Raw genomic sequence first — 14,989 nt, 5'->3', positions numbered from 1 at the left:
GGGCGGCGGCAACGGGCCCGGCGGGCGCCCCCCGGCCGGTCCGCCGCCCAAGGCGCGGGGCGGCTCGTCCGGCGGGCAGCCGCCGAAGCCGCCGAAGAAGGGCAAGTCGAACCGCTGGAAGATCGTCCGGCGCACGGCGATCAGCCTCGTCGCCCTCGGGCTGGTGGTGCCGCTGCTGACGTTCATGGTCGCCTACACGGCCGCGGACGTGCCCAAGCCGGGCGACATCAAGACCAACCAGGTCGCGACGATCTACGCCAGTGACGGCACCTCCGTGCTCAGCACGATCGTCCCGCCGGAGGGCAACCGCACCGACGTCACCATCGATCAGATCCCGCCGCACGTGCGCAACGCCGTGCTCTCGGCCGAGGACCGCGACTTCTACACCAACCCCGGATTCTCGATCTCCGGCTTCGCCCGGGCGGCGCGCAACAACCTGCTCGGCAAGGAGGACGCGGGCGGCGGCTCGACGATCACCCAGCAGTACGTGAAGAACGCGCTGGTCGGTAACGAGCGCGCGCTCAGCCGCAAGATGCGCGAGCTGGTCATCTCCTCGAAGATGGCCCGGCAGTGGTCCAAGGACGACATCCTCGCCGCCTACCTGAACACCATCTACTTCGGTCGCGGTGCGTACGGCATCGCGGCCGCGTCGAAGGCCTACTTCAACAAGCCGGTCGAGGAGCTGACGATCGAGGAGGGCGCCGTGCTCGCGGCGACCATCCAGCTGCCGTCGCTGCTCGACCCCGAGACCAACCCGACCGGCGCCGAGAGCCGGTGGAACTATGTCCTCGACGGCATGGTCACCGCGAACACCCTCGACGCGAGCGAGCGGGCGGGCTTCAAGTACCCGCATACGATCCCGCAGTCCGAGGTCGACAACGGCAGCTCGGCCAAGGGGCCCGAGGGGCTGGTCCGCAGCCAGGTGATCAAGGAGCTCGCCGAGAACGGCATCAACGAGCAGGTCCTCAACACCGAGGGACTGCAGATCACCACCACCATCGACCAGCAGGCGCAGCAGGCCGTCGTCGACGCGGTCACCAGCAACATGGAGGGCGAGGACAAGAACCTGCGCACCGCCGTGGTGTCGGTGGACCCGAAGACCGGCGGGGTGAAGGCCTACTACGGCGGCGCCGACGGCGCCGGCTTCGACTTCGCACAGTCCGGGCTGCAGACCGGTTCGTCGTTCAAGGTGTTCGGCCTCGCGTCTGCGCTGAACGAGGGCATCCCGCTGTCGAAGATGTACGACAGCAGCCCCCTCAAGCTCGGCGGCGTCACCATCAACAACGCCGAGGGCCAGTCCTGCGGCACCTGCACCATCGCGGAGGCGACCAAGCGCTCGCTGAACACCAGCTTCTACCGGCAGATGATGTCCATCGAGAACGGCCCGGAGAAGATCGCGGACATCGCGCACAAGGCCGGCATCCCCGAGGAGATCCCCGGCATCCCGGGCATCAGCCTGCAGGAGCCGAGCGGATCCTCCGAGTACGGAATCGTGTTGGGTCAGTACCAGTCCCGGGTGATCGACATGGCGTCCTCGTACGCCACGCTGGCGGCCTCCGGGGTCTACCGCGCGCCCCACTTCGTACAGAAGGTCGTCACCGGCGACGGCACCGTGCTGCTCGATCGCGGGCCCGCGACGGCGGGTGAGGCCCGGCTGAAGCCGGCGGTCGCCGACAACGTCACCTCCGCCCTCCAACCGATCGCGGCCTACTCCCGCAACCACGGCCTGGCCGGTGGGCGCCCGTCCGCCGCGAAGACCGGAACCGCGCAGCTCGGCGACACCGGCGAGAACAAGGACGCCTGGATGGTCGGCTACACGCCGTCGCTGTCCACCGCCGTGTGGGTGGGCACCGAGCAGGGCCTGCCGCTGCAGAACAGCTACGGCGGGCTGATGTACGGCTCGGGGCTCCCGTCCGACATCTGGAAGGACGCCATGGACGGTGCCCTGGAGGGCACCGAGGTCGAGTCCTTCCCGAAGCCGGAGGCTATCGCGGGCCAGGCGGGCGTGCCGGCGTACACCGCGCCGTACGTGCCGCCGAAGACCACGGCCGCCACCCCGTCGCCGACGCCCGCGCCGGGGCTGACGCTGCCGCCGGTCATCATCACCCCCCGACAGGTGGAGGTGCTGCCCGGCGTGACGATCCCGCTGCCGGGTCTCGCGCCGAAGCCGACCACGCCGCCCGCGACGGTGGACCCGGGTCCGTCACCGGGGCAGCCGACGCAGGAGGAGCTCGACGCCGAGGAGGAGCTCGGCCCGGCAGGCAACGCGCAGGGCAGCCCGCAGGGAGCGCCGATCCGGCCGAACCGATAGCCGGTCGGTAACGTCACCCGGGTGGCCGAGCAACCCGACGACAGCACCGTGACGGTGGTCCCGCAGGCTCCACGGCAGGAGTTCGCGGGTGCCGCGGTCATCGCCTCTCCGGGCCCGCTCGCGGACGATCTCCGGTCCTTGCCGGACCGGGATCTGCCCGGGCGCACCGATCCGACGGTCGCCGAGCTCACCGGCGTCATCGGTGGCCCGGTCGGGCGGCACGCGCTGATCGGCCGGACCCGGTTCCTCACCCCGCTGCGGGTGATCCTGCTGTTGGCGGTGGTGTTCCTCGCCCTCGGCTGGTCCACCAAGGCGGCGTGCCTCCAGCAGGCCCCCAACGGGCCGGACGGCGCACTCGGCCTGGACTGGAGCGGCAGCCGCCAGTACACGGCGTTGTGTTACTCGGACACGGTGCCGCTGTACGGGGCGGAGCGGCTCGACGAGGGCGCCTTCCCGTACAAGAAGTCGTGGCAGGAGACGGCCGGCGACGGGTCGGTGCAGCAGCGGTACATGGAGTATCCGGTGCTCGCGGGGCTCTACCAGTACGGCTCGATGAAGGTGGCCAAGGCCTGGGACGCGATCTCCTGGCTGCCCGGGGCGCTGCAGGTGGTCCTGTACTTCAACGTGGTCGCGCTGGGGCTGTCGCTGGCATGGCTGGTGACGGTCTGGGCGACGGTGCTCCTGGCCGGGAGGCGGGTCTGGGACGCCGCGCTGGTCGCGGTGTCGCCGCTGGTCGTCGTGCACGCGTTCACCAACTTCGACCCGCTGGCAACGGCTTTCGCGGCCGGAGGGCTGCTCGGGTGGGCACGCAGGCGGCCGGTGCTGGCGGGGGTGCTGCTCGGCCTCGGCGGTGCCACCAAGATGTATCCGCTGATGCTGCTCGGCCCGTTGCTGGTGCTGTGCCTGCGGGCGGGCCGGATACGGTCGTGGTGGCAGGCCGTCGCGGGCGCGACCGCAGCCTGGGTGGTGGTGAATCTGCCCATCGCGCTGCTGTTCCCGGACGGCTGGCGGGAGTTCTTCAGGCTCAACTCCGAGCGGGGCGCCGATCCGGACTCGATCTACAACGTGATCACCTCGTTCACCGGCTGGCGCGGTTTCGACGGTCCGCTGGGCGCGGGTGAGAGCCCGACGAATCTGAACGCGGTGTCGCTCGTGCTGTTCGCCGCCGCCTGCCTGGGCATCGGGTACCTGGCGCTGACCGCCGCCCGCAGGCCGAGGGTCGCGCAACTGTGCTTCCTGGTGATCGCCGCCTTCCTGCTCACCAACAAGGTGTGGAGCCCGCAGTACTCGCTGTGGCTGGTCCCGCTGGCGGTGCTCGCCCTGCCGCACCGTCGAATCCTGTTGGCGTGGATGACGATCGACGCGCTCGTCTGGGTACCCCGGATGTACTACTACCTGGGGGTGCAGAACAAGGGCCTGCCCGAGCAGTGGTTCACGGCGACGGTGGTCGTCCGCGACCTCGCGGTCCTGGTGCTGTGCGCGTTGGTGATCCGCCAGATCCGCCGCCCGGAACTGGACCTGGTGCGCGGCGGCGGGGTGGACGACCCGGTCGGCGGCGTGCTCGACGGGGCCCCGGACCGGCAGCCGGGGTGGCTGCCCTCGTGGCTGCGCCCCCGCGAGGGGCACGGAGCACGGGCGTGGTCCGAGGCGCCGGCTATTCGCTGATCCGGGCCTCGAGTTGGGCGCGGGCGAGCGGCCAGTCGTCGTCGATCATCGAGAAGAGGGCTGTGTTGCGCCAGCTTCCGTCGGCGCGGCGGCGGTGCTTGCGGAGCAGCCCCTCGAATTCGGCGCCGAGCTTGGCGATGGCGCCCCGCGAATGCGCGTTGAGCTCGTCGGTGTGCCATTCGACCCGGACCGCGCCGAGATCCTCGAAGGCCCGGCGCAGCAACAGCAGCTTCGCCTCCGGGTTGATCCGGCCGCCCTGGGCCGCGCGGGAGAGCCAGGTGTAGCCGATCGCGAGCGACTGGTGCAGCGGGTCCAGCTGGTAGTACGAGGTGGTGCCGACCGCCGCACCGGACTCGGTGGCGATCTGGGCATACGCCAGCCGCTGCGGATCGTCGAGGGCGTGCCGGATGTATTCGGTTGCGTCCGCGACAGTTTCGATCGGACGCCAGGTCCAGTGGAACAGCGTCGGGTCGTCGGCGGCCCGGTGCAGGTCCGCGGCGTGCGCGAGCGTCAGCGGTTCGAGACGGACGTATTTACCCGTGAGGGTGGGCTGTTCGAACCAGGGCCCGGTCATGACGCCGCCGCGGTGAGGGCCGGATCCGGTCGTCCGGCGGCGGGTCGGAGATCGTCGTCGGGGGGTGCCGTCTCCCAGCGTGGCCGCGAGCGCAGGAAGACGAAGAACAGCACCACCAGCAGGGCGGCGCGGCCCCACACGCCGAACTGCACGACGAACTCCATCGCGGGCGCGTCCGATCCGGTGGAGAGCTCGTAGAAGTAGCGGAACACCCCGATCCCCATCGCGAGGTCGGCGAGCAGGTATCCCCCGATCAGCGCCCAGGGCACCCGCAGCAGCACCAGGAACGGGATCAGCCACAGCGTGTACTGCGGCGAGTGCACCTTGTGCAGCAACAGGAAGCCGCACAGCATCGCCGCACTCACCGCGATCCACGGGTAGCTGCCCTCGCGCAGGTACCGGCGCAAGCCGAGCCAGAGCGCCAGCGCGAACGACGCCGCGATGAGCAGCGGCGAGGCCACGTCGACGAAGGTCGCGAACGCGCTGCCGCGGCCCTCGACGCCGCCGAACAGGCGCCGCACCCCCCAGTACCAGACCGAGTTGGTGGTGATGTCGGCCTGGCGGGCGGACTGGAAGGTGAACGAGGCGAGCCAGCCGGGATAGCCGGCGACCGCGAACGGCAGGTTGATCGCGATCACCGTGCCCGCCGCCGCCGCGGCCACCATCAGCGCGCCCCTCGGGTCGAACCGTCCCCGCGCCGAGGCGGGCAGCTCGGCGCCATCGGTGCCGCCGGTGAACACGAAGGCCATCAGCGGCAGCACGAAGGCGCCCGGGTAGATCTTCAGGCACAGGCCGATCGCGAGCAGGACCGCCGCGCCGACGGCTCTGGTGCGCAGCGGGATCCGCCGGTAGTAGACCACCACGAAGGTCGCCGCGGTGGCGGCCGCGACGACCGGGAGCTCCCAGTTGTGGAAGGCGTACAGCACCAGTGGTGGTGCCGCCGCCCACAGCAGCGCGGGCCAGCCCGCCAGCCGGCCGAGCATCCAGGCGGTGGCGAGCCCGAACGGCACCAGGATCAGCGCCGAGTTCAGCAGGAACTCGGCGTCGTTGTGTGCGCCGATCCCCCCGAGCCACATCAACAGCCCGCTGAGGACGGGGTACTCGACGGTGCCGCCGGTGAGCACGCCGTCGGGGGTGATGCCGCCCGTGAGATACGGGAAGACGTGGTTGTCGATGTCGCGGCCGAGCCAGAGGAACTGGATGTCGGAGTAGCAGAAGTTGCGGTCCTTGAGTCGGTCGAAGACGAGGCTGCGACCGTTCTCCGCGAAGGGCGCGCCCGCGCACCTTGCCTTGTTCAGGTAACCGAGGGCGAGGGTGAGGGCACAGAGCAGGACCACGGTGACCGCCACCGCCGGTGACCCTGCTCGGGCGCGCGTCCGCATGGTTGTCAGCCTAGGTGCTCCCGGCCGGCGGAGGGATCCTTCCGCTCTCGTGGCCGTCCCCGGGGCGGGTGCGATTTCGCAGGTCAGGGGCTCCTCGTGTAACCTGCATGGGTTGCTGACGCAACGACCCTCCTGTCACGGATAGTCCGTGGCCGTTTCACTAGTCCATAGGAGGTGATGAGGTCTTATGCGTCATTACGAATTGATGGTCATCCTTGACCCCAGCCTGGACGAGCGCACCGTCGCTCCGTCGCTGGATACGTTCCTCAATGTTGTTCGCCAGGACGGCGGCAGTGTCGACAAGGTCGATGTTTGGGGTAAGCGTCGTCTCGCCTACGAGATCGCCAAGCACAGCGAAGGCATTTACGCGGTGATCGACATCAACGCGACCCCTGCCACCGTGAACGAGCTGGATCGTCAGCTCGGCCTGAACGAGTCGGTGCTCCGCACCAAGGTTCTGCGCCACAACAAGTGATTTCTGTCTGCGCGTGGCCCTAGGCTCGGCGCAACAGGATTCCACACACTGCAGGAGGAACCCACATGGCAGGCGACACCGTGATCACCGTCATCGGAAACTTGACGGCCGATCCCGAGCTTCGATTCACCCCCGCGGGGGCCGCGGTTGCGAACTTCACGGTCGCATCGACGCCCCGCACCTTCGACCGTCAGACCAATGAATGGAAAGACGGCGAGGCGCTCTTCATGCGCTGCAACATCTGGCGCGAGGCTGCGGAGAACGTTGCCGAGTCCCTGACTCGCGGTTCTCGGGTGATCGTGAGCGGCCGGCTCAAGCAGCGGTCCTACGAGACCCGCGAGGGCGAGAAGCGCACTGTCATGGAACTCGAGGTCGACGAGATCGGCCCCTCGCTCAAGTACGCCACGGCCAAGGTCAACAAGGCCAGCCGCGGTGGCGGCGGTGGCGGTGGAGGGTTCGGTTCCTCGGGTGGTTCGGGCGGCGGACGCCCGGCTGCCAACACCGGCGGCGACGACCCGTGGGGCAGCGCCCCGCAGGCCGCCGGCTCGTTCGGTGGCTCCGGTGGTGGAAACGACGAACCCCCGTTCTGATCCCCGCACTGGCGACAGCGCCGGGATCTGATGCGAACGAACATTGAAAGTACGGAGAAAGACAATGCCGAAGCCGCCGTTGCGCGACAAGGTGATGAAGAAGAAGGTCTGCTCCTTCTGTAAAGAGAAGAACACGCAGATCAACTACAAGGACACGACGCTGCTGCGTAAGTACGTCAGCGACCGCGGCAAGATCCGCGCGCGCCGTGTCACCGGCAACTGCGTCCAGCACCAGCGGGACGTGGCCGTTGCCGTGAAGAACTCGCGTGAGGTCGCTCTGCTTCCTTACGTCTCGACGGCTCGCTAAGGAAAGGGAAGACATGAAGCTGATCCTCACTGCAGACGTGGACAACCTCGGTGCGCCCGGCGACACCGTTGAGGTCAAGGACGGTTACGGCCGTAACTACCTGCTGCCCCGCGGTCTCGCGATCGTCGCCACCCGTGGCGCCGAGAAGCAGGTCGAAGGCATCCGCCGTGCGCAGGAAGCCCGCGCCGTGCGCGGACTCGACCACGCCAAGGAGATCAAGGCCGCGATCGAGGGCCTCGAGAGCGTCTCGCTGACCGTCAAGACGGCCGGCGACTCGGGCAAGCTGTTCGGCTCGGTCACCGCCGCCGACGTTGCCGGCGCCATCAAGGCCGCCGGTGGCCCGGTCGTCGACAAGCGCAGCCTCGAGCTGCCGAAGGCGCACATCAAGGCGACCGGCAAGCACGCCGTGGTTGTGAACCTGCACCCCGACGTCGTTGCCAAGTTCCACCTGAACGTGGTCGCCGGCTAGTCCGACCCACGTTCGCCCTCGGGGCCCCGCAGACCTATGGTCGGCGGGGCCCCGAGTCGTTTGTGGATAACTCTCCGCTCGTTGTGACCGAGTCCAAGGACAAGCGTCCAGTTCGTGTGATCAATCACTGTGATGAAACTCATATTGCGAGGTCAGCGCGTTTCCGCAACACGCCCGAATGCCCAACGGGTGGGACACGCCGAAAGTATTTTCATCCACAGGCCTGTGAACAACAAAAGGTATCATGACCTGCGCAGATGGGAAGAACCTACACAGTTATCCTCAGGTTGTCCCCAGGGCGCTAACACTGGTCAACTGCGGTTTCCACAATTCATCCACAGTTGTGTACACAGTCCATGTTGAACGAGCCGGTCCGGATGCCTAACGTCGTGCGCGCGCGTCCTGCGACGGCGGCGCCGGACCCCGATTCCGGGGGTCGGGACCAGCCTGTCGGTCCGGACGCGTATGTATTGCGTGTGGACGCACCGGACGGCGTGGCCGACCGGGCGTCGAGGTTTGCGGGGAGAGGACGGTTATCGCGTGGCGGTTGTCGACGATCGTGGTCACTCGGACTACTCGGAGCAGGCTGAGCCGCCCCGCGAGGATTTCGGGCGCCAGCCCCCGCAGGACATGGCGGCCGAGCAGTCGGTGCTCGGCGGCATGCTGCTGAGCAAGGACGCGATCGCGGACGTGCTCGAGCGGCTGCGGCCCGGCGACTTCTACCGCCCCGCGCACCAGAACGTCTACGACGCGATCCTGGACCTGTACGCCCGCGGCGAGCCCGCCGACCCCGTGACCGTGGCGGCCGAGCTGGAGCGCCGCGGCGACCTGCGCCGGGTGGGCGGCGCGCCGTACCTGGTGACGCTCACCCAGACGGTGCCGACCGCCGCGAATGCCGGCTACTACGCCGAGATCGTCGCGGAGAAGTCGATCCTGCGCCGCCTGGTCGAGGCCGGCACCCGGATCGTGCAGTACGGCTACGCCGGGTCCGAGGGCCAGGACGTGGCCGAGGTGGTCGACCGGGCGCAGGCCGAGGTCTACGACGTCACCGAGCGCCGCACCAACGACGACTTCGTGCCGCTCGAGGAGCTGCTGCAGCCCACGATGGACGAGATCGACTCCATCGCCAGTCGCGGCGGCCTCTCGCTCGGCGTGCCCACCGGGTTCACCGAGCTCGACGAGGTCACCAACGGCCTGCACCCCGGGCAGATGATCATCGTGGCGGCCCGTCCCGGTGTCGGTAAGGCACTCGCGCTCGACACCCCCCTGCCGACTCCCACCGGGTGGACCACCATGGGCGAAGTCCGCGTCGGCGACCAGTTGATCGACGCCCAGGGCAACCCGACCACGGTGGTGGCCGCCACCGAGGTGATGACGGGACGGCCCTGCTACGAGGTCGAATTCTCCGACGGCACCGTGCTGGTGGCGGACGAGCAGCATCAGTGGCTCACGGAGACGCGGGCAGCGCGGCGGTCCGCCCAGCAAGCAGCGACCGGATACAACCGGTACAAGAACCAGCGCACGTTCGCGGAGGTCCGCACCACTGCCGACATCGCAGCGACGCTGCACTGCCCGACGGCCGATCAGCGCGTCAACCATTCGGTGGCCAACGCGAAGCCGCTGCAACTCCCGAAGCAGGATCTGCTGGTGCCGCCGTACACCCTCGGCGCCTGGCTCGGCGACGGTACGTCTGCTGCGGCCCAGATCACGTCCGCCGATCCCGAGATCATCATGCTCATCGAGGCCGAGGGCCTCGTCGCGGTGCCGTCTCCGTCGACCGACCTGCGCTACAGCCTGAAGCTGCCGCCGGCCGCCGAGCCGATCGAGGCTCGCCTGCGGACCATCGGGGTCTTGGGCGACAAGCACATTCCGACCCAATACCTGCGCGGGTCGGAGGCGCAGCGGCGGGCGGTACTCGCCGGGCTGCTCGACACCGACGGCACGGTCACCCACGGCGGCTCGGTCCAGTTCTGTGTCACGAGCGAGCGCCTCGTTCGGGACGTCGAGGAACTGGTGGTCAGCCTCGGCTACCGGTGCCAGACGAGCACCAAGCGGGTGCCCGGCAGGACCGAGGCGTCGTCGACGGCGTTCACGCTGACGTTCGCGACTGACGATGAGGTGTTCGGTCTGACTCGGAAGGCGTTGCTGCACAAGGAGCGTCGGGCCAGCCACAGCACCGCGCGTTCGGGTTCGCGGTACGTCACCGATGTGCGCAAGATCGAGAGCGTGCCCGTCCGGTGCGTCGAAGTCGACAACGCCGAACACCTGTACCTGGCGGGGCGCGCGATGGTGCCGACACACAACTCCACGATCGGAATGGACTTCATGCGGTCGTGCTCGATCAAGCACGGCATGGCCAGCGTCATCTTTTCCCTCGAGATGGGAAAGACCGAGATCGTCATGCGCCTGCTGTCGGCGGAGGCGAAGATCAAGCTCTCCGACATGAAGTCCGGCAAGATGAACGACGACGACTGGACCAAGCTGGCGCGGCGGATGAGCGAGATCAGCGAGGCGCCGCTGTTCATCGACGACTCCCCCAACCTGACCATGATGGAGATCCGGGCGAAAGCGCGGCGGCTCAAGCAGAAGCACGACATCAAGCTGATCGTGCTCGACTACCTGCAGCTGATGACGTCCGGCAAGAAGGTCGAATCGCGTCAGCAGGAGGTCTCCGAGTTCTCCCGAAGCCTCAAGCTGCTGGCCAAGGAGCTCGAGGTCCCGGTGGTCGCGATCTGTCAGCTCAACCGCGGTCCCGAGCAGCGAACAGACAAGCGCCCCATGGTGTCCGACCTCCGCGAGTCCGGCTCGCTCGAGCAGGACGCCGACATGGTCATGCTGCTGCACCGGCCCGACGCCTTCGAGCGGGACGACCCGCGTGGCGGCGAGGCGGACATCATCCTGGGCAAGCACCGCGGTGGCCCGACGGCGACGATCACCGTTGCCCATCAGCTTCACTACTCGCGCTTCGTGGACATGGCGCGGGGGTAGGTTGCTGTTGTAGGTTCCGGAGTCAGATGAGGTTTTCCGGACCTAGCCTCACCCAAGCCATGGCCGCGATGCAGGTCCCGACGGGATCCGGGTCAATGCCGTCGCGCCCGGTCTGGTGCACACACCGCTGATGGACGCACAGGGGCTGGACGAGCATGCGCGTCGCCTCCGGGCCGAGGCTGCACCGCTTCGAACCGAGGGCACGGGATGGGATGTGGCAGAAGCGGTCCGCTACTTGGCTGGACCAGAGTCGCGCTGGACTACCGGAATCGTTCTCCCAGTCGATGCAGGACTCACAAGCGCCATCGACCCTAGGCGCTGGCCCGTCCGGTATGGGTCGAACAGAGTGGACGGGCCTTCCGGCGGCACGATGCGACGTACCACAAACGCATCAGCCGACCGGAAGGCTCGTCCGGTGATCCACAGCCCCACTGTCCGTCCGCGGCTGACTCGTACAGCGCTGACAGGCCCGCCCGCTCGGCGCGACTGGTCTAGAACCCATGATGACTCAGCCGCCGACAAAGTTGTTACTGCGCCGGATGTGTGTGTCGGAGAGCCTTCTTGTCGATCTTGCCCAACGCTGTCGTCGGTAGGGCGTCGTACACATCGATGCGCTTGGGCGCCCATACCGAGCCCTTCGTGGCGCGGACGTGTTCGGCGAGTTCCCGGGGGCTGGCGGTGTGGCCGTCGTGGAAGACAACCGCGGCTGTAACTGCCTCGCCCCATTGTGGATCCGGTAGGCCGTAGACCGCGCTCGCCGCGACTGCGGGGTGTGTAGCGAGGGCGTCCTCGACTTCGCGTGGATAGACGTTGAAGCCGCCGGTGATGATGGTGTCTTTCATGCGATCGACGATCGTGATCAGCCCGGTGTGGTCGCGGCGTGCGACATCACCGGTGTGGAGCCATCCACCTTTGAGCGCCGCTGCTGTCTCGGTGGGCTTGTTCCAGTAGCCGTCCATCACCAACGGACCCCGGGCGCACAGTTCTCCAGGTGTGCCGGGCGCGACTTCCCGGCCGTTCGAATCGAGTACGGCGATCTCGACACCCGGCATCGCGCGCCCACAGCTACCGAGGACGGCCGGATCGTCGTGGTGCTCGCTGGGGTCGAGCACTGTCAGCGCGTTCGGGGCCTCGGCCTGTCCGTAGTGTTGGCTCAGGATCGGCCCGAACAGCTCACGCGCTCGGACGAGACGTGTCGGGTCGGTGGGCGCGGCTCCGTACAGGATCCAGCGGAGCCCTGACAGGTCGGCATGGGCGGCACGTGGGTGATCGAGCAGTGCGTACAGCATCGTCGGAACGAGGAACGATGCAGAGACGCCGTCGCGTTCGATCGCGTCGATGACCTTGTCCGGATCGAAGGACGCGTGCACGTCGAAGCTTGCACCCCGGAGCAACCCGGGAGCCACGAACAGGCCCGCCGCGTGAGACATTGGTGTGGTGATCAGGAAGTTGGTGTCCTGCGGCCACTCCCAGGTGGAACAGGCGAACGCATTGGCGACGAGTGACCGGTCGCGCAGCATCACGCCCTTCGGTTCTCCCGTTGTCCCGCCCGTGTAGAAGAGGTACAGGGCCGGCCCTCGTGGGTCCTGCGGGCCTGGCCGTGCCTCGGCGACGCGGCGGTTCAGTGCAGCCATCGTGATGGCTTTCGTGCCCGCCTGGTCAGCTCGAGTGGGGAACTGGGAGTCGTCGACGACGAAGAGATCTGCGGCGCTGTCCCTGAGGATGACTCGGTCGGCTTCCGCCGTTCCCAGCGGGTGCAGTGCGACGTATCGCAAGCCCGCAAGACATGCGGCAACCATGACGGTGAATGCCTCTGGTCGAGGGCCGGACAGTAGCGCCACACCGCGTCCCGGGGTCAAGCCGAGTTCCCCGAAGACAGTGGCTGTGCGCTCGATCCGCTCGGCAGCGTCGCGATAGGTCCATACTCGCCGTTGACCGTGGTCGTCGGTGAAGCGGAACGCGACACGATCCGGGTGCCGTCGCAGGGCGGTCAGAATCAATTCCGCGTACCCCGGATCGATGTTCGGATTCGTTTCTTCCGCAGGGTATTTCATCGTGTGCCTCCGAGGATGGTGACGGCGGCTACTGCCTCTTCGATGCCGTAGACGCCGCCGCCGTTCTCGGCGATCGCGATTCGCGCACCGGGCACTTGGCGTTCGCCTGCGCTGCCGCGAAGCTGGGTTACCAACTCGAACACCTGCGCCAGACCGGTGGCGGACACCGGATGCCCGCGAGATTCGAGGCCACCGGACGGGTTGACGGGGAGAGCGCCCCCCAGGGTGCTGGCGCCTGCGGCCGACCACGGTCCGCCGTGTCCGATCGGGCAGAAGCCGAGATTCTCGACCTGTTGGATCTCGCCGAATGCGGTCGCGTCGTGCACTTCGGCGACATCGACGTCGCCCGGCCCAAGCCCCGCTTCCTCATAGGCGGCGAGGGCGGCTCGACGGCCGATGTGGTTGTGTGCGTCGTCTGCGGCTCGGTCGGTGCCCGAGACCAGCGCACTGCCGAGGACCGCGACCGCGCGGTCACTCGAGGCGGCCCGCCGTGCGAATTCGGCGCTCGCCACGACCACTGCCGCAGCACCGTCGCTGACGGGTGAACACATCGGCACGGTCAACGGCCAGGCGACGCGCCGTGCGGCCAGTACCTCGTCGGCAGTGAAGGATCTGCGGAAGTGAGCACGAGGGTTGTACACCGAGTGGGCATGGTTCTTCGCGGCGACGGCGGCCAGTTGCGACTCGGTGGTACCGAACCGTTCCATATGCGCGCGGGCGAGCGCCGCGTAGACCTCCATGAAGACCGACCTGTCGCCGGGCGCGGTGTCGAGCTGCGGGGGGAGCGGTGCGGCGAGCGCCGCCAGAGTCGCGAGAACTTCGTCGCGGTTCGCTACGTCGAGCGCACCGTCGAAGACCGCCAATCCCCGTGAGGGGTCGGCACACACGAGCTTGTCGACACCGGTGGCCAGTGCGACCTCGGACAGCCCGGCACGGACGTGAGCGATCGCCAACCAGAGCGCAGTCGCACCGCCAGCGCACGCGTTCTCGACGTTCACCACCGGCACCCCGACGAATCCATGCGGGCGCAAGGCAACTTGGCCCGGGATCATGTGCTGGTGGTCGAGGGCCTTCTGGCTGACTGTTGCATGGAAGACCGCACCCACATCGGAGCGTCGGAGGCCTGCATCGGCCAGCGCGTCAGCCGCGGCGGCGCCCAACAGGTCGGAGGCGGTCTTGTCCGTGTGTCGGCCGAAGGGGGTTGCACCGACTCCCAGCACCATCACATCGCGGTTCATTCGACCACCCGGTTGCGCAGGACGCCCAGGCCGGTGACCTCTAGCTCGATCACGTCTCCGGGCTCGAGGTAACGACCGTGCTCGATTCCGCAGCCCGTCGGTACCGTGCCCGAGCACAACACCTCGCCGGCGTGCAACCGAGTTGAGCTGGAGGCGAACGCGATCATGTCCGCGAAAGTGTGATGCATGTCTGCACTGGTTCCGCGGCTCACCTCCTCGCCGTTGATCCTGGCGACCATCTGAAGCCGATACGGGTCGTCCATCTCGTCCGCAGTGACGATCCACGGACCCAGCACATTGGAATCCGCGAAGTCCTTGCTCTTGCTCAGCCCGAGTCCAGTCGAGATCTCCTCGAGCTGAGTGTCCCGGGCACTGAAGTCGTTGAAGATGGTGTAGCCGAAGATGTGGTCGTGAGCCTGCTCGCGCGGGATGTCCATTCCACCGCGGCCGAGTACACAGGCGAACTCCAACTCGTAGTCCCTGACTGTCGAGTAGGCCGGCCACGCCACCTCGGCGCCGTGACCGGTCACCGACAACCGGTTGGCGACGTAGTACAGCGGCCGCTCGAGCTGGATTGCGGGGAGCTCGACCTCGCTGACAGGGACGCCCTGAATCCGAGCCCTGGCATTGCGGAAGTGGTCCATGAAGCACCCGAAGTCTCGGATCTGAATGGGCTGGGGCAAGGGTGCCATCCAGCGAACCTCGTGCGCCTCGACGACCGCCTCGTCCGGGGATGCCACGGCGATCCGGTCGAGCATCGCTCGCACGGGGGCGCCGCCTTCGATGATGCGCTGCATGGTGGACAGCTCCGGGGCCTGTTCCCCCGTCATCAGGGCATGCGCGCGGCCAAGCAGAAGGAGCTTGCCGCCGTCCTCCAGCACGAGTGCGGTCTGCACGGATGCCTCGTACTCAATGGTCGCCAATTTCATTGGTGAT

General features: G+C 67.9%; 12 protein-coding genes and 1 pseudogene. 8 read left to right on the top strand and 5 right to left on the bottom strand.

Annotation, left to right across the window (positions count from 1 at the left end):
* Together ACFQS9_RS03515 and ACFQS9_RS03510 are read left to right on the top strand one after the other, a co-directional pair.
* A partial coding sequence (locus ACFQS9_RS03515; RefSeq protein ID WP_378401577.1) for a transglycosylase domain-containing protein occupies positions 1-2,311 on the top strand: 2,311 nt, incomplete at its 5' end.
* A gap of 54 nt (positions 2,312-2,365) precedes the next feature.
* Positions 2,366-3,976, top strand: coding sequence for a glycosyltransferase family 87 protein (locus tag ACFQS9_RS03510; RefSeq protein ID WP_378401630.1), 1,611 nt, complete (start codon positions 2,366-2,368; stop codon positions 3,974-3,976).
* On the opposite strand, the gene ACFQS9_RS03505 is transcribed toward ACFQS9_RS03510, so the two are convergent.
* Positions 3,966-4,550, bottom strand: a complete 585-nt coding sequence (locus tag ACFQS9_RS03505) for a GNAT family N-acetyltransferase (RefSeq protein ID WP_378401575.1) — start codon at positions 4,548-4,550, stop codon at positions 3,966-3,968. The genes ACFQS9_RS03510 and ACFQS9_RS03505 overlap by 11 nt on opposite strands.
* Positions 4,547-5,932, bottom strand: a complete 1,386-nt coding sequence (locus tag ACFQS9_RS03500) for a hypothetical protein (RefSeq protein WP_378401573.1) — start codon at positions 5,930-5,932, stop codon at positions 4,547-4,549. Before ACFQS9_RS03500 ends, ACFQS9_RS03505 begins: the two co-directional genes overlap by 4 nt.
* Positions 5,933-6,119: 187 nt before the next feature.
* On the opposite strand from ACFQS9_RS03500, the gene rpsF reads away from it, so the two are divergent.
* From rpsF to ACFQS9_RS03470, 6 genes and pseudogenes are all read left to right on the top strand, one after another.
* Positions 6,120-6,407, top strand: a complete 288-nt coding sequence (rpsF, locus tag ACFQS9_RS03495) for a 30S ribosomal protein S6 (RefSeq protein WP_027502097.1) — start codon at positions 6,120-6,122, stop codon at positions 6,405-6,407.
* Between the two features lie 65 nt (positions 6,408-6,472).
* The gene (locus ACFQS9_RS03490; protein ID WP_378401571.1) at positions 6,473-6,997 is read left to right on the top strand and encodes a single-stranded DNA-binding protein; all 525 of its coding nucleotides are present in this window, start codon (positions 6,473-6,475) and stop codon (positions 6,995-6,997) included.
* A 64-nt stretch (positions 6,998-7,061) separates the two neighbouring features.
* Positions 7,062-7,304 carry a 30S ribosomal protein S18 gene (gene rpsR / locus ACFQS9_RS03485; protein ID WP_027502095.1) on the top strand — a complete coding sequence of 81 codons (243 nt, stop codon included), beginning with the start codon at positions 7,062-7,064 and terminating at the stop codon, positions 7,302-7,304.
* A gap of 13 nt (positions 7,305-7,317) precedes the next feature.
* On the top strand, positions 7,318-7,773 hold the full coding sequence (gene rplI / locus ACFQS9_RS03480; RefSeq protein ID WP_077040008.1) for a 50S ribosomal protein L9: 456 nt from the start codon (positions 7,318-7,320) through the stop codon (positions 7,771-7,773).
* A 540-nt stretch (positions 7,774-8,313) separates the two neighbouring features.
* Complete coding sequence (dnaB, locus tag ACFQS9_RS03475; protein WP_378401568.1) at positions 8,314-10,761, top strand: replicative DNA helicase; 2,448 nt, start codon at positions 8,314-8,316, stop codon at positions 10,759-10,761.
* Between the two features lie 115 nt (positions 10,762-10,876).
* Positions 10,877-10,999, top strand: a pseudogene (locus tag ACFQS9_RS03470) (SDR family NAD(P)-dependent oxidoreductase); the annotation flags it as partial.
* Between the two features lie 289 nt (positions 11,000-11,288).
* Here ACFQS9_RS03470 and ACFQS9_RS03465 read toward each other — a convergent pair.
* From ACFQS9_RS03465 to ACFQS9_RS03455, 3 genes are read right to left on the bottom strand one after another with little or no spacing between them, the layout of a single operon-like run.
* The gene (locus ACFQS9_RS03465) at positions 11,289-12,815 is read right to left on the bottom strand and encodes an AMP-binding protein (protein WP_378401566.1); all 1,527 of its coding nucleotides are present in this window, start codon (positions 12,813-12,815) and stop codon (positions 11,289-11,291) included.
* Positions 12,812-14,053: a thiolase family protein gene (locus ACFQS9_RS03460; RefSeq protein ID WP_378401564.1), complete on the bottom strand. Its 1,242-nt coding sequence runs from the start codon at positions 14,051-14,053 to the stop codon at positions 12,812-12,814. Before ACFQS9_RS03460 ends, ACFQS9_RS03465 begins: the two co-directional genes overlap by 4 nt.
* A complete protein-coding gene (locus ACFQS9_RS03455; protein WP_378401562.1) occupies positions 14,050-14,982 on the bottom strand; it encodes a fumarylacetoacetate hydrolase family protein in 933 nt (310 codons plus the stop codon). Before ACFQS9_RS03455 ends, ACFQS9_RS03460 begins: the two co-directional genes overlap by 4 nt.
* Positions 14,983-14,989: the final 7 nt, after the last annotated feature.

Source organism: Rhodococcus daqingensis (genome assembly GCF_042665615.1).
GTDB classification, from domain to species: domain Bacteria; phylum Actinomycetota; class Actinomycetes; order Mycobacteriales; family Mycobacteriaceae; genus Rhodococcus_G; species Rhodococcus_G daqingensis.
The sequence above is the reverse complement of the archived record's forward strand: the minus strand, read 5'-3'. Positions and strand labels throughout refer to the sequence as shown.